General features: G+C 43.6%; 15 protein-coding genes. 14 read left to right on the top strand and 1 reads right to left on the bottom strand.

All coding sequences use genetic code 11. From position 1 onward, the window contains the following. The first annotated feature begins 12 nt into the window (after window positions 1-12). From ACSLUK_RS03280 to ACSLUK_RS03230, 11 genes are all read left to right on the top strand, one after another. On the top strand, window positions 13-681 hold the full coding sequence (locus ACSLUK_RS03280; RefSeq protein WP_448547084.1) for an AAA family ATPase: 669 nt from the start codon (window positions 13-15) through the stop codon (window positions 679-681). Continuing rightward, window positions 668-1,063 (top strand): hypothetical protein, encoded by a 396-nt coding sequence (locus ACSLUK_RS03275; RefSeq protein ID WP_448547083.1) that lies wholly within the window; start codon window positions 668-670, stop codon window positions 1,061-1,063. The genes ACSLUK_RS03280 and ACSLUK_RS03275 overlap by 14 nt, the downstream gene beginning before the upstream one ends. Window positions 1,064-1,302: 239 nt before the next feature. After that, complete coding sequence (gene rpmB, locus ACSLUK_RS03270) at window positions 1,303-1,539, top strand: 50S ribosomal protein L28 (protein WP_284244515.1); 237 nt, start codon at window positions 1,303-1,305, stop codon at window positions 1,537-1,539. 9 nt (window positions 1,540-1,548) lie between these two features. Beyond that, a complete protein-coding gene (gene rpmG / locus ACSLUK_RS03265) occupies window positions 1,549-1,704 on the top strand; it encodes a 50S ribosomal protein L33 (protein ID WP_033078277.1) in 156 nt (51 codons plus the stop codon). Window positions 1,705-2,003: 299 nt separating this feature from the next. Continuing rightward, window positions 2,004-4,157 (top strand): DUF6351 family protein, encoded by a 2,154-nt coding sequence (locus tag ACSLUK_RS03260; RefSeq protein WP_448547082.1) that lies wholly within the window; start codon window positions 2,004-2,006, stop codon window positions 4,155-4,157. Between the two features lie 106 nt (window positions 4,158-4,263). Continuing rightward, the gene (locus ACSLUK_RS03255; RefSeq protein ID WP_448547081.1) at window positions 4,264-5,391 is read left to right on the top strand and encodes an FAD-dependent oxidoreductase; all 1,128 of its coding nucleotides are present in this window, start codon (window positions 4,264-4,266) and stop codon (window positions 5,389-5,391) included. A gap of 435 nt (window positions 5,392-5,826) precedes the next feature. Continuing rightward, the gene (locus ACSLUK_RS03250; protein ID WP_448547080.1) at window positions 5,827-8,985 is read left to right on the top strand and encodes a glycosyl hydrolase family 18 protein; all 3,159 of its coding nucleotides are present in this window, start codon (window positions 5,827-5,829) and stop codon (window positions 8,983-8,985) included. Between the two features lie 48 nt (window positions 8,986-9,033). Further along, a complete protein-coding gene (locus ACSLUK_RS03245) occupies window positions 9,034-10,632 on the top strand; it encodes a lytic polysaccharide monooxygenase (RefSeq protein ID WP_448547079.1) in 1,599 nt (532 codons plus the stop codon). A 36-nt stretch (window positions 10,633-10,668) separates the two neighbouring features. After that, complete coding sequence (locus tag ACSLUK_RS03240; RefSeq protein WP_448547078.1) at window positions 10,669-13,281, top strand: glycosyl hydrolase family 18 protein; 2,613 nt, start codon at window positions 10,669-10,671, stop codon at window positions 13,279-13,281. Between the two features lie 200 nt (window positions 13,282-13,481). Beyond that, window positions 13,482-14,237, top strand: a complete 756-nt coding sequence (locus ACSLUK_RS03235) for a hypothetical protein (RefSeq protein ID WP_448547077.1) — start codon at window positions 13,482-13,484, stop codon at window positions 14,235-14,237. A gap of 102 nt (window positions 14,238-14,339) precedes the next feature. Beyond that, the gene (locus ACSLUK_RS03230; RefSeq protein ID WP_448547076.1) at window positions 14,340-16,205 is read left to right on the top strand and encodes a metallophosphoesterase family protein; all 1,866 of its coding nucleotides are present in this window, start codon (window positions 14,340-14,342) and stop codon (window positions 16,203-16,205) included. 69 nt (window positions 16,206-16,274) lie between these two features. On the opposite strand, the gene ACSLUK_RS03225 is transcribed toward ACSLUK_RS03230, so the two are convergent. Beyond that, the gene (locus ACSLUK_RS03225; protein WP_448547075.1) at window positions 16,275-18,032 is read right to left on the bottom strand and encodes a DUF885 domain-containing protein; all 1,758 of its coding nucleotides are present in this window, start codon (window positions 18,030-18,032) and stop codon (window positions 16,275-16,277) included. A gap of 230 nt (window positions 18,033-18,262) precedes the next feature. Between ACSLUK_RS03225 and ACSLUK_RS03220 the strand changes: the two genes are divergently transcribed. The 3 genes from ACSLUK_RS03220 to ACSLUK_RS03210 are packed head-to-tail and all read left to right on the top strand — an operon-like array spanning window position 18,263 to window position 21,460. Further along, window positions 18,263-19,630, top strand: coding sequence for an alpha/beta hydrolase family protein (locus ACSLUK_RS03220; RefSeq protein ID WP_448547074.1), 1,368 nt, complete (start codon window positions 18,263-18,265; stop codon window positions 19,628-19,630). Window positions 19,631-19,638: 8 nt separating this feature from the next. Continuing rightward, window positions 19,639-20,742, top strand: coding sequence for a sensor histidine kinase (locus ACSLUK_RS03215; RefSeq protein WP_448547073.1), 1,104 nt, complete (start codon window positions 19,639-19,641; stop codon window positions 20,740-20,742). Next, a complete protein-coding gene (locus ACSLUK_RS03210; RefSeq protein ID WP_448547072.1) occupies window positions 20,735-21,460 on the top strand; it encodes a LytR/AlgR family response regulator transcription factor in 726 nt (241 codons plus the stop codon). Before ACSLUK_RS03215 ends, ACSLUK_RS03210 begins: the two co-directional genes overlap by 8 nt. The last annotated feature ends 46 nt before the right edge of the window (window positions 21,461-21,506 follow it).

Genomic DNA, 21,506 nt, shown 5'->3' with positions numbered 1-21,506 from the left:
GGAATAGGTCGTATGATGATATTAGTTGGTGGGGAAAAAGGAGGCAGCGGTAAAAGTTGTTTAGCGCAAAACCTTGCTGTCTATTTTGCCCGGGATAAGAAAGCCATTGTGTTGATGGTAGATTGTGATCCACAGAGAACGTCGTCTGATTGGATTCAGGCGCGAAACGCCGATCCTTCACTGCCCGCTATAAACTGTATTCAGTTATATGGAAAAATCCGTAATGATTTGCTGAGCTTAGGCCAACACTATGACTATGTCATTGTTGACTGTGGTGGCCAAGATAACTTGGCTCTTCGGGCAGCGATGTCAGTTGCAGATCACGTTATTATACCGCTTCGCCCCAAGCGTCGAGATTTGAAAACCGTGCCTCACATGGAAGACATGTTGAGTACTTGTAAGATGGTCAACCCAAAAATGTTAGCCTCGTTCGTGATCACGCAGTGTCCTGCGTTACCTACGCAAGCCGGTCGTATTTTAGAAGCGAAAGAAGTTTGTTCTTCATATGGTATTAATGTGTTGGATTCAGTGACATATAACCGGAATGTGTTCGATGATAGCGAAGAGCAAGGTTCATCTGTATTAGAGATAGAGCCAGATGGTAAAGCCGCGAATGAAATAATAGCGATTGCTGAGGAGTTGTTAGCAATGAAACCGGATAACTCTCATGAGTTTAACTGATCTTAAGAAAAACAAGGATGCTAAGCAGAAAAAGCGCAAGTTTACGGTAGAAGAATTTATCGCTGATGCCGAAAATTATGCTAAAGGCGCGCCTGAAATAGTCAGTAATGACCGAAATCAAACATTAGATTTAAAACAAGCGATCGCAGCTGCTAAGCAGTTTGAGGTAAAACAACGTCAAGAACGCCGCAAGGGTGGTGAAAGCAAGCCATTTAAACATGCAACTTTCACGTTATCACAGCAAGCTATTGAACAATTACAACTGCTGGCAGAAGACAGCAATTTGGCAAAATCTCGTATTATTCGTATTCTCATTGATGAATTATGTAATGAAGAGCAACATGAGCAATTGGCCAAGTTACTCGACTCGAAAGTAGACTAGAACTGAATTGTTTTTATGCGTAATGGCGTTTAAATAGCCACAAATTTGCGCTTTTTATTTGAAAAGCGCCTTAACTATTGTCCGTAACTTAATGTTTTTATTGGTTTATTCTTAATGTTAACATTAAGGCTAGCAATCGCCATTCAGTTTCACTATAATATGCCACCTTTTTCAGGATCCCAAGGCGACGGCCATGGGGCAAGATAGCTCGAGCTGAAATTAATTTTGGAGTGACTCAAATGTCTAAAGTTTGCCAAGTAACTGGCAAAAAACCAGTTGTAGGGAACAACCGTTCTCACGCGAGAAACGCGACACGTCGACGTTTCTTACCTAACCTTCAATCTCACCGTTTTTGGGTTGAGAGCGAAAATCGTTTCGTTAAATTACGTTTAACTCCGAAAGGAATGCGTATTATCGATAAGAAAGGTATTGATGCTGTATTAGCAGATATCCGTGCCCGCGGCGAAAAAATTTAAGGAACCATTATGCGCGATAAAATCCGTTTAGTTTCTAGTGCAGGTACTGGTCATTTTTATACTACTGACAAGAATAAAAAGACAATGCCTGAAAAAATGGAAATCAAAAAATTCGATCCTAAAGCACGTAAGCACGTGATTTACAAAGAAGCAAAAATCAAGTAATTTTGCTTTGAGAATTTTTAAAAACCCAGCAATATGCTGGGTTTTTTTATAGCCAAAAATTATTGGCAAAATTGTCATTCTCACCTTAGTTTCCCTCGCCCGTTGTCAACTATATTTTTTTCGTCAACAAAAACAATTGCTTCAAATTTACTGGCCACTCATCAACTAATAACGCACACCATTTAAACTAGACTTAGCTTAAGGGCGTACTTCTAGATGTAGCAAATCAATTGGCATATCGAGAGCAAACATCGCTGCGCCCAATGAACAATGTGCATATCGAAATGTGAGGTGTGGTCATGCTGAGAATGAAGTGGTTGATACTGGCTATATTGTGTTTCGTTGGGGCTGCTATATATTTTTGGTGGCCTTCGTCATCGTCATTTGCATACCGACAAGTTAAAGCTGTCGCGCCTGTTGAGCGCAACCATTTGCTCGAAATCGGCAATCACATTCGATATGCTGAACGGCCGGCCGAAAGTTACTCATTTCCTATCCCGCTTGGTGAGCATGGACCTACCAAAAGCTTATATTCTGGCGATTTACAATACCCATTCTATTGCATGACGTTAAACTCCAATTTAGGTCAGCCGCTTATTGATAATCAAGAAGGGCTTGGAGTGCCAGTGTATCGTGATATCGACATTCACCAAGACATCATCGGCTACAGCAAAGACTGCAATATTCCTTCACAGCTCTATTACTACAGTGTTGACGAAAATAATGAAATTAAGCGACTTACTGAGTGGCCTAACACCGCAGAGTTAAAGACCAATGTGCGGTTATTACGTGTTGAGCAGGGCACAATCAATCGCTTCATTTACACAGTGATCATGCCCATTACAACGTCGGAAGTTGGTGACCGTGTAGCACAATCACAATGGAATAAACGGCTTATATATCAGTTTAATGGTGGCTCAGGTATAGGTTATCGGCAAGGGAGACAAAAAGCGACGCGAGTTATTCAGCGCCAGTTAGCGCAATTGTTAGATGGCTATGCGGTAATTGCATCGAGTGGAAACCGTACGAGTTACACTTACAACATGTTATTAGCTGAAGATACCGCACGACGCGTAAAACGGCACTTTGTCAGTCTTTATGGCGAACCATTATATACGGTTGGTATTGGTGGCTCAGGCGGTGGTTTGGCGCAATATCTCATTGGCCAAAATTCACAAGGTGTGCTTGATGGATTGATTCCTCTGTATTCCTATCCGGATATGATCACGCAAACGACCTATGCACTTGATTGTGATCTATTAAATAACTACTTCACCTTTAGAGCGGAAAATAGAAGTGCTTGGTTAGATTGGCAGCGGCGTCAGCGTGTTGAAGGATTAAACGCCCTTAATGATTTTCCTCAGCGAACTGCTTATCTACAGCCGGTAAATCAGATCATGGCTGGTTTTGTGCCTCAGTTGCCAACGGGGAATAGCGAATGCATCAATGGCTACTTTGGTCTTTCAAGTTTTATCAATAACCCTAAACAAGGGTTTATTCGTGACTTTTACCATGAAGAGGTCGTGGAGCAAACGATTTGGAGTTATTGGCAGGATATGGCGCAGCTGTTCGGCAAAGACGAACACGGTTACGGCCGCTCAACTTGGGATAACGTGGGTGTCCAATATGGACTATTGGCACTTATTGAAGGAGATATCTCTAAGGAAGAGTTCTTGGATATTAATCGAAAAATTGGCAGCTGGAAACCGCAACATCTTATGCAACAAGAAGATATACTCACACCCTTAGGGCGTAAGCTACCAATTTGGCTCTCACTCTGGGGTAATAAGAATATTACTGAAATAACAGAGGGCGTCGCAACACGTCACCAAGGTAGCATTGACGCGATGCATGCTGCATACCGTTGGGGGCAAGTATTTATTGGCAAAGTTGATCTACCGATCATTGATGTTCGTCACTACTTGGAAGACGAACTTGATATGCACCATATGTCGGCATCATTTTATAGCCGTCTACGCATATTGCAGGCTAATGGACATGCGGATAATCACGTTATCTGGCTGGCGCATAAAGATCATAATCCCGTGAGTTTAGCATTCGAGCAAATGGATAAGTGGCTGTTAACACACCTCAAGAAACCATCTGTATCGGTTGTTGAAGCAAAACCCGAGACACTTAAAGATCAGTGCTTTGATCGAGATGGAATCACGATTGCGTCTGGCGATGGAGTATTCGATGGTCAATGGAATCAACGGCCTTTAGGACAATGCTTAACCGTCTTTCCCATGTTTAGCACTAGTCGTATTCAGGCGGGAGGAACGTGGGCAGGTGATATTTTCAAGTGCCAATTAATTTCTGTTAAAACGGCGATTAAACGTGGGATTTATCGGCATGTCGATGTGACCGATATTATGGAACAACTCAACGAAATCTTTCCAGACGGAGTTTGCGATTATCAACAGATTGATTTGGGGCGTCCACACGATATATAGCTTGTTCTGACGAAAGTACTGGGCTTTATCTTAAAAGTTACGGTTGCGTGAACCCGTAATCAACGTTACTCTTTTGCCAGTTTTGGAGTAAACAGAAAAATTAACCGTGCATAACATCCTTATCGTTGGCGCAGGTATCGTCGGCAGCGCCTTGTATCGTGAATTGATGAAGCAAGGACACAGCGTAGATATTATCGAAAAACAGCCTTACTTAACTTGTGACGGGGCAGCTATTTGCTTGCCCGCCAATGCGATGCTTGAGTTGCAAAAACTTGGCCTAGATAAAACGGTTAAATCACATGCACATCAAGTGGATACAATTGAATATGCACTGTCTGATGGGCAAACACTTGCCAAAGCAACATTAACCGAACCTCCGCTAGATTGTGCGCCTTTTGTCGCTCTACCGCGTTTTCAGTTGGTGAATATTCTCCGCCAAGGCATAGAGAGTGATATTAAATTAAGCACTAGCTTACAGTCGCTTACCACAAATAAGCATCAAACCATCGTTCGTTTTAATCAGGGACAGGAACGTACTTATGATTTGGTCATTGGTGCTGACGGCATTAACTCGCAGGTGCGAGAATTAGCCTTTCCACATTCTCAGTTAAAAAAATCTCATGTGAGTAATTGGCGATTCATCGCTAGCATGGATACCCGTAAAATACATCCAACGTACTATGTTGATAACGATTCCGCCTTCATGATTTATCCTATCTCTGATAAGCAAGTATATTGTTACGGGCAAATCATTGATGAGAAAGAAGAATACTATCAATTGCCTTCTAGGCAAGCATTGCAGCAAATATTCTCAGAATACGTACCTCAGGTGCAAATTTGTGTAAATTCGCTGTCGAGCGATGATGTTATTGTTAAGGGTGAATTAAAATCTGTTACACAAACTAAAGCGGTTCATCAAAGAGTTATGTTAATCGGTGATGCATTACATGGCTGTCCACCAAGCTTACAGCAAGGCGTTGGTTTAGGGTTGGAAGACGTAAACTGCCTCTCGTCGTTGCTAGCGCAGCATGACATCGAAGAAGCATTGAAGAGATTCGAAGAAAAGCGTAGTAAACGAATTGCCTGGGTTGTTAAAGAGTCTAATAAAATCATAAAGCTAGCAGCAATGGGTCGTAGTCCGTTTGGCCGATGGATACGTAATTATATGATTCGCAAAAAAGGCCCCGCCAATGTCCAAGGTTGGAAAAAATTACTTAACCAAGCACCATACTAGTAGCCACATCACCCACCATAGTTTTTAACGTTAGGCGCGATTACTAAACGCGCCTTAAGTGTTTATCTTTAAAGAATTATTACTGATTATTTGTTGACAAGAGCAACGTCGTTTTTTTCGTCTCAGCATCGCACTGGGATGAATTGTTGGTTATATCTTATAGCTAAAAATTATATAGAATGCTTGGTTATACAGAATCTTCTTCGCATAACTAATTGTTTTGTAAGAAAATATCATCACGTTTATTTTTTGTACGAAAAGGTTCGTGATAGGTAATTCACAAATCTGTCACATTGCTGTAATCCCTATTTACACTCATTTTTGGACGAAACCCTAATGTTCCAAGACAAAAATCAACTGTCTTGTTGTTTGTTAAGTTTGTGTTAAGTTGATATTGAGGGTTAAAAATTGAACAACACGCAAAGGAACAAGAAGATGTGGTATAGAAAAATAAAAACAGCACTGCATGATATCAATCACTTGAAAAGTGTAACAGCGATGGCCGCGCTTGTTTCAAGTACAGCATTTGCTGAAACGGTTGATTGCAGCAATATCGAACCATGGCAAGCGGGTTCTGAGTATCATGGCGGTAGCCGGGTGCAAAATAATGGCAATGCCTATGAAGCAAAGTGGTGGGCGAATACAAATCCAGAAACCCATTCCGGAGAATGGCAAGAGTGGAAGCAGTTAGGGAGTTGCCAAACTGATCCCGATGATAATATCTCACCACAGGTAGCTATTACCTCGCCCGTAAACGGTTTTGTTTTACAACAAAATGACAGCGTTGTCATATCTGCCGAAGCATCGGATGAAGATGGCATAGTGTCAAAGGTGATATTTTATGTGGATGGTGTGGTAATTGGCGAAGATACTAACATTCCATATGAGATTAACTGGACAGCCAACACCATAGGTGAGCAGCAAATTAGTGCCGTTGCCACCGATGATGAAGACGCACAAAGTGAAGCAGCTGCGATTACGATAAACGTTGAAGCAGGACAAACGGATAATCAGGCTCCAACAGTGTCACTATCGGTTGAAAACCTGCCTAACAAGGTCGAAGTCGGTACCCAACTGACGTTTGCCATATTGTCATCAGATAGCGATGGTACGGTAGAGCGTATAGCCTTACATGCGAATGACAGCGAAATTTACACTCAGCATGGTGCACAAGGAGTCTTCAACTGGCAAGCCACTGCAGTTGGACAGGTCACGTTTCAAGCCTATGCGACAGATGATGAATCAGCACAAAGTGCCAGTACACCAATAGTTATTAGCGTGCAAGACAGCGATAACTCAGGCGATGACCGCACGGCTTGTCAACCGGCTGGTTTGTATCAAACACCAGGCGTGAATACGCCATATTGCACAATTTACGATGAAGCGGGCCGTGAAAACATGGGGTCTGATCATCCTCGTCGTGTCATCGGCTATTTTACCAGTTGGCGTACAGGGAAAAACGGCCAACCAGCGTATCTGGTAAGCGATATTCCTTGGGATAAAATAACGCATATCAACTATGCGTTTGCCCATGTCGATGCCAACAACCGTATCTCGATTGGTAATCCAAATGCTGAAAACAATCCTGCAACAAACATGGAATGGCCAGACGTTGCGGGAGCTGAGTTAGATATAAATTTGCCTTACAAAGGGCATTTCAATTTACTCACTAAATACAAGCGTCAGCATCCAAATGTTAAAACGTTAATCTCTGTTGGTGGTTGGGCTGAAACGGGTGGCTACTTCGGTGAAAATGGCCGCGTAAACAGCGGTGGCTTTTACACTATGACCACCAATGCCGATGGTAGTATTAATCATGCTGGCATTGCGGCGTTCACCGAAAGTGCGGTGGCATTCATCAAACAATACGGTTTTGACGGTGTTGATATCGATTATGAATATCCATCGTCCATGGCGGATTCTGGTCACCCTGATGACTTTGAGATCTCTAATCCTCGCCGTGCTGCACTAAACAAATCTTATCAGGTATTGATGAAGTCCTTACGCGAAGCACTTGATCGTGCAGGACAAGCTGATGGCGTTCACTACATGTTGACCATTGCTTCGCCGTCTTCTGGCTACCTGTTGCGGGGAATGGAAACCTTCCAAGTCACGCAATATCTGGATTACGTCAATATCATGTCTTATGACTTGCACGGTGCTTGGAATTCACATGTGGGGCCAAATGCTGCGCTGTACGACACAGGGGAAGATTCAGAACTGGCTGCGTGGGATGTGTATACCACCAAGGAATACGAAGGCATAGGTTACCTCAATACCGATTGGGCAGTGCGCTATTTCCGCGGTGCATTATCAGCGGGGCGAATCAATATTGGTATTCCGTACTATACGCGTGGTTTTAGAGATGTTGAGGGCGGCAGTAACGGCCTTTGGGGACAAGCAAAGCTACCGAATCAAGCGGATTGTCCGAAAGGCACAGGAGAAGGCGATAAAAATTTCTGCGGTAACGGTGCTGTCGGTATCGACAATCTTTGGCACGATGTTGAAAACGACCGTGAAGTGCCAGCAGGTAGCAATCCATTGTGGCACGTTAAGAATCTCGCGGAAGGTAAATTAGGTAGTTACGCCACCGCGTATGGTTTAGACCCTGTCAACGACCCCGAAGATCAGCTAGTAGGCAGCTATCAACGCTTTTACGAACAAACGGCGGTTGCTCCGTGGTTGTGGAATGCGCAAAAGAAAGTGTATCTGTCAATCGAAGATGAAGAATCCATGGCGACCAAAGTTGACTATGTGATTAATAACGGCTTGGGCGGTGTAATGTTTTGGGAGTTAGCAGGTGATTTTGATTACGACGCTAACAAACAAGAATATTTCATGGGGTCAACGATGACAACGTTAGCATACGACAAGTTTAAACAGAGCGGCGTGGCTTACGATACCCATAACGGAAATCCTGATTTCATTGTACCTGACACGGCTGTTGATGTGACGTTTGAAGCAAAACAATTCCCTAACGGCGATGATAATTATCCTATAAGCCCAACTTTTTCATTTACTAACAATTCAAGCCTAGATCTTTCCGGTGCTAAGATTTCTTTCGATGTGCCTGTATCCACGTCGGCCATCTTTAAGTCGCATTGGAATGCACAGAAAAAGCTAAAAATGGCGATTGAACAAAATGGCTCTAATGCCGCAGGCAATAACATTGGTGGTTTTGAAAACGAATTTCACCGTTTCTCGATTGAACTGATCAATGAGTGGGGTGGTGTTACTGAATCATTCAAACCAGGTGAAACCGTTGACATACAAGTGATGTATTACATGCCCATTACAGGTCCAGTTAACTTTACCGTTGAGCTTGGGAATAAACGATACGCGGTAAAAGCCGAATATCCTCAATTGCCCGATGCACAGCCGGGTGATGGTAACGGTAATGGCACTACTTGTGATGGCGTTGATGTATCGCAGCTTCCTGTTTATCCGAACTTTCCACGCACCGGTTGGCAGGGCAATCCAAGCCACGCACTAGCTGGTGACAAAATGGTGCACAACAACGCGGTTTGGGAAGCTAAATGGTGGACCAGTACTGAACCCGGCGGTAGCGACTGGACGCAAGTTTGTAGCTTGTAATGCCAAGCGCTGATTAACAGGGTTAGTCAGCGCATCGACAAGGAGCGAATGATGAAAATGATCAACTATAAAGCGATCCCAAATTTAAAAAGCGTGGTCTTAACTCTTATCGCGGGTGCAGGGGTTGCCACTACAACGTTACCGGCGAATAGTCACGGATTTGTGGAATTTCCTAAAGCGCGTCAGGCGATTTGTCAGGCGCAAGGGGGCTATTGGTGGCCAGATGATGGTTCGGCAATACCGAATTTGGCGTGCAAAGCAGCATTTTTAACGTCGGGTTACGTGCCATTTGTGCAAGAGCATGAAATATCAGTCAATGTGGCTGACTATCTCAATCAGGCGGCAGTAGAAGCAGCGGTGCCTGACGGTACATTGTGTGCAGCTGGCTCTGCGGAAAAAGATGGGCTTAATTTAGCTTCACCGCACTGGCAGAAAACGATAATCACCCCTGATGGCAATAACGAAATTACCCTCAAGTTCAATGCTCAAACACCGCATAATCCCAGCTATTGGCAGATCTATTTGAGCAAGCCAACATTTAATGCTGATACCGACAAGTTGAGCTGGCAAGATCTCGAACTTGTGCAGTCTCATGGCAATATCGCGGTGACGCGCGAACCCGACGGTAATCGCTATTACTACATGCAAGTTAGCATTCCGGCAGAACGGTCGGGGCAAGCGTTACTTTACACTCGTTGGCAGCGAAATGACGTAGCAGGTGAAGGTTTTTACAACTGTAGCGACATTATCATTGAACGGGACGATACCTTACCAGATGAATGGTTTGCGATAGCCTATTACTTGCGACAGGGACAGCAAGCCAATATTGGTGATCAAGTATGGGCGCGAGTATTCAATGGTGATGGCGACGAGCTCATTAGTGAGCTATTTGATGTCACTGAAGCCAATCTCGACAGCTGGGCTAGTTTACTTGCACAAGAATTAACAACGAAGTACGACAACCTCGTAGATATAGGTATCAAAGATAATGATGGCAACATTCAGTTCGACACTAACAATCTGTTTGGTAATCAAGTTTGGGTGACAAACGCTGATTATAGTTACCAACTCTCTATTACTAGTAAACCAGATAACCATGCCCCAATTGTTCGACCAATTGATGATGTAATACTTCACTCGAGCGAACAACATGCCATTCATGTTCATGCCTTTGATGATGATAATGATCCGCTCACCTATCAATGGCAAATACCAACGCCATTAACCTATACCGGCGGTGGTAGCGATATCGTGATAACCGCGCCGGAGGTTGCCAGTACTCAAATCTTTGCGTTGCAGGTGACGGTGTCCGATGGTCAATTAACCGCAAGTCAATCGTTTACCGTCACAGTTGAACCAGTAACAGATCCCAATGTGCCTATTTGGGATGCCAATACGGCCTATCAAGCAGGCGACAAGGTCAAATATCAAGAACAAGTTTATGTTGCCAAGTGGTGGAGTCGTAATCAACCCCCAGCATCCAGTGATGCGTGGCAACTTGAATCCAATACTGATGTATCACTATGGCAAGCAGGGAAGACCTATGTCCAAGGCGACATTGTTGAATACAACGGTAAGCGATATCGAGCCCAATGGTGGACACAAGGCGAAGAACCCGGCACGGCAGATGTTTGGCAACTCCAATAAACAAAACAATGATAATCACAACAAGAGAATACAATTATGAATAATAAATTATTAACCGCATGCGCTGTCGCTTCTGCGCTTCATAGTGGTGCCGTGCTTGCACAGACTTCTAAGCCATCAATAGACTGGAAGCCGCAAGAATACTCCTTTGTGGAAGTGAATTTAGACGGTAACGGTTCGTACAAGGATTTAGTGACAGCCAAATCGGAAGTAAACATCAGTATTAAGTGGAACGCATGGAGTGGCACAGGCGGAAACAGCTATAAAGTCTATTTTGATGATGTGGTGGTTAACGAGGGAAGTTTAGCCAACGGCACTAAAAGCGGAACTATCACTTTTCCTTACGATAAAGCGGGTAGGCATACACTAAAAGTTGCACTATGCGACGATGAGGGGTGTACACAAAGTGATGGAAAAGCGATTGTCATAGCTGATACCGACGGTGGCCACCTCGCACCATTGGCAATGGATGTGAATCCCAATAACAATACATATGCGCCACAACAAGATACGGTTGTTGGCGCCTATTTTGTCGAATGGGGCATATACGGGCGCGACTTTGATGTGACCAATATTCCTGCGCACAACCTGACGCACTTACTTTATGGCTTCATCCCAATATGTGGACCTAATGAATCATTGAAAGAAATTGAAAACGGCAATAGTTGGCGTGCGTTACAAACGGCCTGTGGCGGTTCTCAAGACTATGAAGTAGTAATTCATGACCCGTGGGCTGCGATTCAAAAGGCACTTCCTGGCATAGACAGCAAAGATCCGATTCGCGGCACTTACGCACAATTGATGGCGCTAAAGCAACGTTATCCTGATCTGAAAATCCTGCCCTCTGTTGGCGGCTGGACACTTTCAGACCCTTTCTATGGTTTTACTGAAAAAGCCAACCGTGACACATTTGTCGCATCGGTGAAACAATTTCTCAAAACGTGGAAATTTTACGATGGTGTGGATATAGATTGGGAGTTTCCTGGTGGTGATGGTGCAAATCCAGATTTGGGCGACCCCGCGAACGATGGCCAAGCATATATTGATTTGATGCGTGAACTTCGAGCAATGCTCAATGAATTGGAAGCAGAAACTGGGCGAGAATATGAACTGACCTCCGCCATAGGCATGGGTTTCGATAAAATTCAGGACGTTGATTATGGTGAAGCCATTCAGCATATGGATTACATTTTTGCGATGACCTATGACTTTTACGGTGGCTGGAACAATGTTACTGGTCACCAAACGGGTATCTATTGTGGGCAACATTTAAGTACTGGCGAGTGTGACGGGACAGGCGTTGATGACGATGGTGAGCCTAGAAAAGGCCCGGCGTATACCGCTGACAATGGCATTCAAAAACTACTGGGACAAGGTGTGCCCGCCAATAAATTAGTGTTGGGCACCGCTATGTATGGTCGCGGCTGGGTTGGTGTTATGCCGGAAAATACCGTCGGTGATAATCCAATGACCGCAGAGGGTACCGGAAAGCTCACGGGCACGACGGCAGAAGGTGTTTGGGAGCCGGGTATTCAAGACTACAAGGGTATAAAAGCCCATAAAGTTGGTGCATCAGGTACAGGTATTAATGGTTATGAAATAGGGTATGACGAACAGGCGGAAGCGGCTTATGTTTGGAATCGCTCAAATGGTACGCTGGTCACTTACGACAGCCCGAGATCAGTCAAAGCGAAAGGGAGTTATGTCAGAGATTTAGGGTTGGCGGGGCTGTTTGCATGGGAAATTGATGCAGACGATGGCGATATTCTCAATGCCATGCACGAAGGATTGGCAGTAGGGTCGCCTGATAACTATAAGCCAGTAGTGTCAATGCCAGCAGGGCTGTTGGTAGATGAGAGCCAGTCAATCGATGTGACTGCTACAGCCACTGACCGTGACAACGATCCATTAACGTATAGCTGGACCATTCCTACTGAATTTACAGCAACTGGAACTGATAGTGCAACGGTATCGCTTACGGCACCTGCGGTTGAGCAGGATAAAGACTATACCTTAACTGTTGCGGTTTCAGATGGTAAAGCAACAGTCACAAAGTCAACGCTAATCAAGGTAAAAGCAGAGGTCACTGGCAATCAACCACCGGTAATCGAGCCTATCGTAGATGTGATAATGGACGAAGCAACATCCGTTGCGGTATCTGTTACGGCATCTGATCCTGAGGGAGATACACTGTCGTACGCATGGACAGTGCCGAGCGGATTAACACTTTCTGGCAGCGGCGCATCCGTATCATTAACAGCAAACGAAGTTAGTGCCGATACGAGCTATGAAGTTTCTGTTGCAGTGAGTGATGGATCAAATGTTGTCAGCGAATCTTTTGCCGTAACGGTTAAAAACGTCGATACAGGCAATACCACGTGGGATGCCAATGCCATTTACAACACGGGCGATACTGTCTTGTATGATGGCGTTGAATACCGCGCTAAATGGTGGACGCAAGGCGATATTCCAACGGCTGATGGACCATGGGAGGAAATAGTGCCCGATGATGGTCAAGTTCGTCCATGGTCTGCGAGTAAGGTTTACAACGGTGGAGATGAAGTGACACACAACGGAAGCACCTATCAAGCCAAATGGTGGACACAAGGACAAGAGCCTGGCAAAGCAGATGTTTGGCGTAAACTATAACAAAATCAAGCCAACTAGCGCGTAGTTAAAAATGCTGCGCGAGTTAGTTTCCTGATGCACTTGGGAGCTTCGGCTCCCTTTTTTTGCAATTTCATTCGTCCATAACGCAACCTACTTGCGCTACAATTCGATACAAACTGAATAACAATGTTAGTTTTTAATCCTAGTTCATAGCGCTATGCTGAACATTGGCTTGCACTATGGATGACAACAAAAAAATGAAAATAACTGACCATGCCTCCCCTTTATTTACCTCTCAGCTACAGCCGGTTCAGAAGGAGGAACAAACGCAAACAGTGTCTACACCTCTTATGGATAATACAAATCAGACTAACGGACACGATACTACGCGCATTTCGCTCTCCAGCACCGCAACACTGTATCAGTCAATCGATGCATTAAGCCAACAAGTAGATGATGTTTACTTAGCGCATATGTCAGCAGATGAACGGGAACAAATCAAAAGCGCATATCAGCAGCTTGACGAAATATTCGAAAATGGTGATTTTTCTGAACAGCAGCTAGATTCAGCAGACAAAATTTTCGATAAGATTGATCAAATTTATACGCGAACCGAACAAAAATTCTCGGATTCAGATTGGCATACGCTGGAGTCAACCGAAGCGGCGTTAGACAAGGCATTTGAACAACTAGAGCAACAAGAAAATGTAGTTTATGCACAAATTGATACGCTAGATGAAGAACAAATGAGCATTATCGCGACACAATTAGATGCTTTACAAAAAGACCGTCTGACATCATTGAACGAACAGCTGGGTAACCTTATTGATAAAGAGGTGTTGGACGAAGATCAGGAAACGCGTGTTTCAGCATTGTTCGAGCAAATAGAGCAGCTAAATAACAAAGCATTCGAACGGTTAACACCAGAACAACAAGAAAGAGTGTCATCTATCAATGATAAAATCGATAAACTGTTTGAACAGTTATACAGCTAACAAAGTTTAATTTTTGTTACTTGCTCGTATTTGAAAAGCTAAACAAATAACGATATTCTGGCCCATTATTGTCACGGAGTTGTAGTTATTGCTAATCAAGTCTTGCCCGAGATCATTGCGGGCCCGGTATTAAGGCATGTCGCCGATTCAGAAATTACAATATGGCTGGTAACCTCTTCACCCTACCCATGTGAATTGCTGATCCAAAGCGATACATCGCATATTTTTAATGAGAAGTTATCGCCTGAGCAGGTGAGCGTAGTACCCGTGGGTAAACATGCCTTTATCCAGTTGATCAACGTGACATTACCATCACCCTTACCACAAGCCAGCTTACTGAGTTACGATGTAAGATTACATACCGAGCAAGGCGTTAAAGGGTTAGCAGATCTAATTGATGATATCGGCTATCAATCGTCACTACCTAATTTTTCTTACCAACCTAATATCAATAAAGTCTTACATGGTTCATGCCGTAAGCCGCATTTTCCAAGTGAAGACAGCATCAAACAAATTGACAAAGTATTTGCTCAACAATCAAATGATGTTAATTCTCGGCCATCGATGTTGCTGATGACAGGTGATCAAGTCTATGTTGATGATGTGGCTGGCCCGATGTTGGTTGCTATACATCAAGTGATCACCCTGCTTGGTTTATATGATGAACATTGGCAAGGTGCGGTGGTAAATAACAGTCAGGCATTGTTTGAAAGCCACTCTTGTTACTATCATCGCGAACTGATGCTACCGCGTGATGAAGTGAACAAAGCGGTATACGATAAGTTATTTGCCTACTCCAAAAAGCCAATTTTTACCTCAGTCAATGCCAAAAACCACTTAGTGACGCTATCTGAGGTCATCGCAATGTATCTGTTGGCTTGGTCACCTGAATTATGGCATTTGGTTGATTTGGACTACCACGCAATTCCTGATGAGTTCTTGAAAATCTATACACAAGAGCAGCAAATCATCAGTGAGTTTGCCGCTGGGTTGAGCGAAGTACGTCGTGCGATGGCTCACGTACCTGTGTACATGATCTTTGATGACCATGATATTACCGATGACTGGAACCTTACCCGTGGATGGGAAGACGCTGCTTATAATCATGATTTTTCTCGACGTATTATTGGTAATGCGTTAATCGGCTATTGGTTATGTCAGGGTTGGGGCAATGCGCCAGCAAAATTTTCAACATTGATTCAGGATCAGTCGAACTATTTTACTGCAACTAAAGTTGAGAACCACGATGAGTTGGTTAGTCGCCTGTTAGACTGGGATGAATGGCACTATAATCTTGACACCTTTCCTAAGGTTGTTGTGCTAGACACACGCACCCACCGTTGGCGATCTGAGTCAAACGCCGGCAAACCCTCAGGGCTGATGGATTGGGAAGCAATGACCGAGATGCAGCAAGCACTCATTGGTGAGCCAAATATTATTATGGTGTCGCCTGCTCCTATCTACGGTGTGAAAGTTATCGAAGCGATTCAGCGGATATTCACATTTTTTGGCTACCCACTGATAGTGGATGCAGAGAATTGGATGGCGCATAAAGGCACTGCGAATGTGATGCTTAATATCTTTCAGCATCCTAAAACGCCCCCTAATTTTGTGATTTTATCGGGCGACGTGCATTATTCGTTTGTCTATGAAGTGACCCATCGATCACGTAGAAATACCTCTAAGATACTGCAAGTGACTGCAAGTGGCATCAAGAATGAATTTCCGCCGAAGCTAATTAGTAAACTAGATTCACTTAATCGTTATTTATATGGCGAATCATCAGTTCTTAACTGGTTCACTAAACGTCGGCACATGAAAGTGGCAGTAAGAAAGCCTCATCCTGACTCATCTAATACATTGTATAACGGCAGTGGAATTGGCCAGTTGTTATTGAGTGAAGACAAGCAGGAAATTTCCGCTGAGTTGATCACGAGTAAAGGGGATGTAATTCGGTTTGAACACTAGGTGCTACGCCTAGTTCAGGAAAGTAAGACGTGTTGTGTCATAAAACACAACACGTCGATAGTTAGCCATTTACTGAGCGAGTTGTTGATTCACCCAGTCAATGGTGAGTTCTTCAAGCAAGGCTAACGGCAGGCTACCATTGGCCAGCATTTGATCGTGAAACTTGCGAATATCGAATTTATCACCAAGCTTTTCTTCGGCCATAGCACGTAATTGGCGGATTTTAATTTCACCAATCTTGTATGACAACGCTTGCGCAGGCCAGCTAATATAGCGATCAATTTGGCTAGCTACGTCAGCCATGCTGAGCGCTGTATTCTCTGCTAAGTAATCAATAGCTTGTTGACGGGTCCAACCTTTGGCGTGAATACCTGTATCAACAACCAATCGGCAGGCACGCCATGCCTCATAAGTGAGGCGACCAAAATCGCTGTATGGATCTTGATAAAAGCCCATTTCTTTTCCTAGGCGTTCAGAATATAAGCCCCAGCCTTCGCCATACGCTGCGTGGTATAGCGTTTTACGAAATTCTGCCATATCCACTTCTTGCGCGATAGCACTTTGGAAATGATGGCCTGGCTCAGCTTCATGAAAAGTTAGCGCTTCAAGCGTGTATAACGGCTGACTCTTCAAATCTTTGGTGTCGATAAAATATGTGCCCGGAGTTGTACCGCTGCCATCAGAAGCAACATAATAAGCGCCACCATTTGGGCTCGATTTAATATCGAAAGTTGAACGAGGTAGTACAGAGAACCATTTGGGTAACTGGGCTGCTGCTTTACGGGTGATGTAACTCGCTTTTTCGATTAAATCGAGCGCACTGTCTGTGTAAAATTTTGGGTCGGTGCGTAGATATTCAATAAACGCTTTAAAGTCCCCCTGAAAGCCTACTTGCCTCATAATGGCTTCCATTTCTTGACGAATACGCTTAACTTCATCTAAGCCTAGTTGGTGAATTTCATCGGCCGACATGTTTGTAGTGGTATAAAACTCAATCAGATATTGATAATACGCGTCACCACCAGACAATTCACTGATGCCCGCAATCTTACGACACTTGGTCATGTAATCGTTAACGAAAAAGTCGTAAAAGCGTTGATATTCAGGGATAACTTTTTGCTTGATTAGACGTGCTGCCTGCGTTTGATATGTTTGTTGCTCTGCTTGTGAAAAGCTCACCGGCATATTCTGTAATGGCGCGTAAAACACACTGTCGCTTACGTCTTCGACAAGGTGTTTGCTAATACTCTTGCTGTAGTGTTTGAAAGATTCGCAAAAGTGAGTATGCCCTGCGTTTATCGCCTGTTTTAATGTTGTGATATGTTCGTTGTTATAACGTGGAAAGTCTGACAGGCTAATTAAGTAGTTGTCGTAATCACGTTTTGTTAAGAACGACATATTCGCAGGCGCACCCGCAAAGTAGCTGTGGTAGCCAGAGTAATAATTTAACGGATAATAATGATCAAGTTGTTGATAACTCTTTGCTTCTGTATCTCTTTCATATTTAAACAATCGGTAGGTAACTTGATCTTCTGCTGATAATTCCGACAATTCAATCTTTGCTAATCGCTGTAACATTTTTTGATTAAATTCAGCGCGGCGCTCGTGACCAGCGTCTGACATGTCGGGTAATTTACCATTCATGCGAAATGCATCAGGATCTTTGCGGAAAAATATTTGCTCTTGATTGGCGTTTTGCCAGTGGTCGGCAAGTAGTTGCTTAAAGGCTTGTGTCGCCTGTTGTTCACTTGCATGACAGTCATTAGCAGCAAGTAAAAAATTCGCAGATAGCGTTAGTAACGCAATAGCGGTGATTTTTTTTAGCACGTTTATTACCTTTGTTGTTTTAGCGAAATTGGAAGTGGCCTCATTCTATAGTGTAAGACCAGCAGCGTAAATCGTTTACCAGATTCTCGTGCTATAACAAATATCGAAAAGGATTAATGATAAGAGATTTTGAGCATACCGTTTACATCAATATTCGACCGTTGATATAAAAATCAGCCACGTTATCCCTTTGTCAGTTAACCTGCCAATCAAACATAAGGAGAAACACCATGAAAGTCTTATTCAAAATACTATTTACAATTTGGTTGTTTGCGATGTTACTGAACAGCTTAGTGGCAAACGCGAGTGATTTTAATGGCCGGTGGCAAGGGGAGTTACGCATCAATGACGCGATGAGTGTTGAACTCGTGTTTAATGTTGTCAGAAATGGTGATTCTTATACGGCAACCATGGATGTTCCTGCGCAGCAACAATTCAACTTACCATTTGACACGGTGAAAGTAGAGAAACACGCAATTGAATTGGCACTATCGGCTGCTGGAATCGCATATACAGGAAAATTAACCGGCGACGTTATCAACGGTACTTATGCCCAAAGCGGCGCAGAATTCACACTTGATATGCGTCGAGTAACGGATGTCGCGATAAAGCAACCTAAAAAAACTAAGCCGCGCCCGCAAGAGCCGTCATCTGCCGTAGATTATGTGATAGAAGAAGTGACGTTCAGTAATCCAGAAGGCGGTCATAAGCTTGCTGGTACATTAACAATACCAAAGCAAAAAGTAAGTCATACCGCGGTGCTTTTATCGGGTTCTGGTCCGAGTAACCGCGATTCATTTGCCTTTGGTCACAAAGTGTTCTTAGTGTTGTCTGATTTGCTGACAAAACAAGGGATCGCCGTTTTGCGTTTTGATGACCGAGGCGTTGGCAAATCGGAAGGAGATCACAAGTCTGCTACTAGCATTGATTTTGCCTCAGATGCGCAGGCGGCTATTGCGTTTGTTCGTCAACACAAAACGTTGGCACAGTCCAAAGTTGGTTTTATTGGTCATAGTGAAGGTGGTCTCATTGCTACCATTGCTGCTGCTAGTCATGCACCTATTGATTTTATGGTTTCCTTGGCGGGACCTGGCACGAGTGGCGAACAAATTTTGATTGACCAAAGTCGTGAAATTCACCGCTTAATGGGGGCGTCAGAAGCTGTTCTAAAGGAAAGTGACAAAGCACAAAGACAAATTTTAAGAGCGATTGTACAAGACAAGTCACGTGAAGAACTGAAACAACTTATGGCTACCGCGGGTATGAATGATCAGCAAATTGGTCAGCAACTGGCACAAATTGATACGCCGTGGTTTCGCACATTTGTCAAAACTGATCCTGCAAAATACTTACCCAAAATAAATGTGCCGGTTTTGGCACTAAACGGCGGTAAAGATGTGCAGGTGTTAGCTGAGCCAAATATTAGTGGTTTTAAACATCATGTAAAATCAAACTTGTTGATGGCTAAAATCTATGACAACCTAAATCATCTATTTCAACCGGCATCAACTGGATTGCCAAACGAATATGCGGAAATTGACATTACATTCTCTCCGCAAGTCGCTAAAGATATCGCGCAATGGGTCATCACGCAGTAATTGATACTATGAAAAACAAAAACAACCTCCAATTAAACATGCTCAATGAGAATACATCACCTCAATCTAACGCTTTTTGGTGGTGCCAAATCATTGGCTGGGGGTTGTTTAGCCTCTTTAATTTTGCTGTGCGTAGCCCTCACAGCCAGTCTCAAATGGGCGAATTGGCGAACTCATTGGCCTTATTTGTGGGTTTTGTGGTAAGTACCTCATTGCTTAGACGCTATTACAAGCGCTTTTTACATTCAGACAACACACTGTGGAATTTGGTACAGATCTTCTTAGCGTCAACGGTATCGGCTGTTGTTACCGAACTGATTGTTGCGGCGTTAGTTTTACCCAACCATCAGTGGCTATTTGGCGAGCCACTCACTAATGTCTGGCAGCAAATGTTGTGGAGCATGCCTAACCTTATTTTCTTCACGTTGTTGTGGTCGGCGGTATATGTGGTGGTACGTAGGCAACGCCAATTGCGCCAGTCCAAAGAGCAAGCAGAGCAACTGGTGACTTCGTTAAAAGCGGCTCAATTAGATGTTTTGATGAATCAGCTCAACCCGCATTTTGTCTTTAATGCCATTAATAATATTCGCGCGCTTATTCTTGAAGACAAACATAAAGCCCGTGATTGCTTGGCTGATTTGTCAGAGGTCATGCGCGTTACGATGCAAGTAAAGCAAGACAAGGTTTGGACCTTTGAGCAAGAGCTTCAGTTGGTCGATAGTTACCTGTCTTTGAACAAACTACAGTTTGAAGAAAGATTACAGGTAGTTAAGCAAATTGATGAGGCAACACTCACTCAGGTGTTTCCATGCATGATGTTACAGCTTTTGGTAGAAAACGCGATTAAACATGGTATTAACCAGCAAACTGATGGCGGTGAAATAACACTAGTCGCCTCAATTGAAGCTGGCTGTTTTACCTTGCGAGTAAGTAATCCTGGCGCTATCGATAAGTTGAAAGTAAGTACTGGCGTTGGTTTAACGAATATTAAGGAGCGACTACTATTGTTGGATCAACAAAATCGACTGCAAGGATTAACGCCGCACTTTAATCTTGCACAAGAAGACGATACGGTTGTTGCTCAGTTAACCTTAGGAAGCAAAAATGATTAGGGCCATTATTGTTGAAGACTCGCGCCTAGCTCGACTAGAGCTAACCTCACAGCTTGCTGATATTAAATTGGTCAGTTTGGTCGGTGAAGCGCGTAATCTGGCCGAGGCGAAAACCTTAGTCTCGCAGGAAAAACCTGACCTTATCTTCTTAGATATCAATTTACCTGATGGCAACGGCTTTGACTTGTTAGCCGCCCTTGAATATGCCCCTAAAGTGATATTTACCACAGCCTTTGATGAATTTGCATTAAAGGCGTTTGAGCAAAACGCGGTTGATTATTTGCTCAAACCTTATACACAGCAGCGTTTAGTGCAGGCTATAGAACGATTATCCATCAACGAACAGCATGATGAACCGGCAATGCGTAAGGGGTCACAACCTATGACGTTAGATAGCCGTTTTTTCGTGAAAGACGGTGGACAATGTTGGTTAATTACGTTGGCGCAAGTGGAAAGATTTGAAGCGTTAGGAAACTACACGCAAGTTTATTTTGAACAAAATAAAACAGTGGTTTATCGCACCTTAGCGCAGATAGAAGATCGTTTACCTAAAGAGAGTTTTTTCAGAGCCAATCGTAGCCATATTGTCCAACTGAGCCAAGTGAACTCGGTGGAGCTTTGTAGTAGCGGCGGGCTTGAATTAACAATGCGCTCCGGTAGCAAAGTAGAAGTATCTAGACGTCAATCAACATTATTCAAAAACCTACTGGCCTTGTAATCTTTTTCGCACGATAAAATTGTCACCCTCATCGCAAAATTCGTCA

Source organism: Thalassotalea fusca (assembly GCF_053485835.1).
The sequence above is the reverse complement of the archived record's forward strand: the minus strand, read 5'-3'. Positions and strand labels throughout refer to the sequence as shown.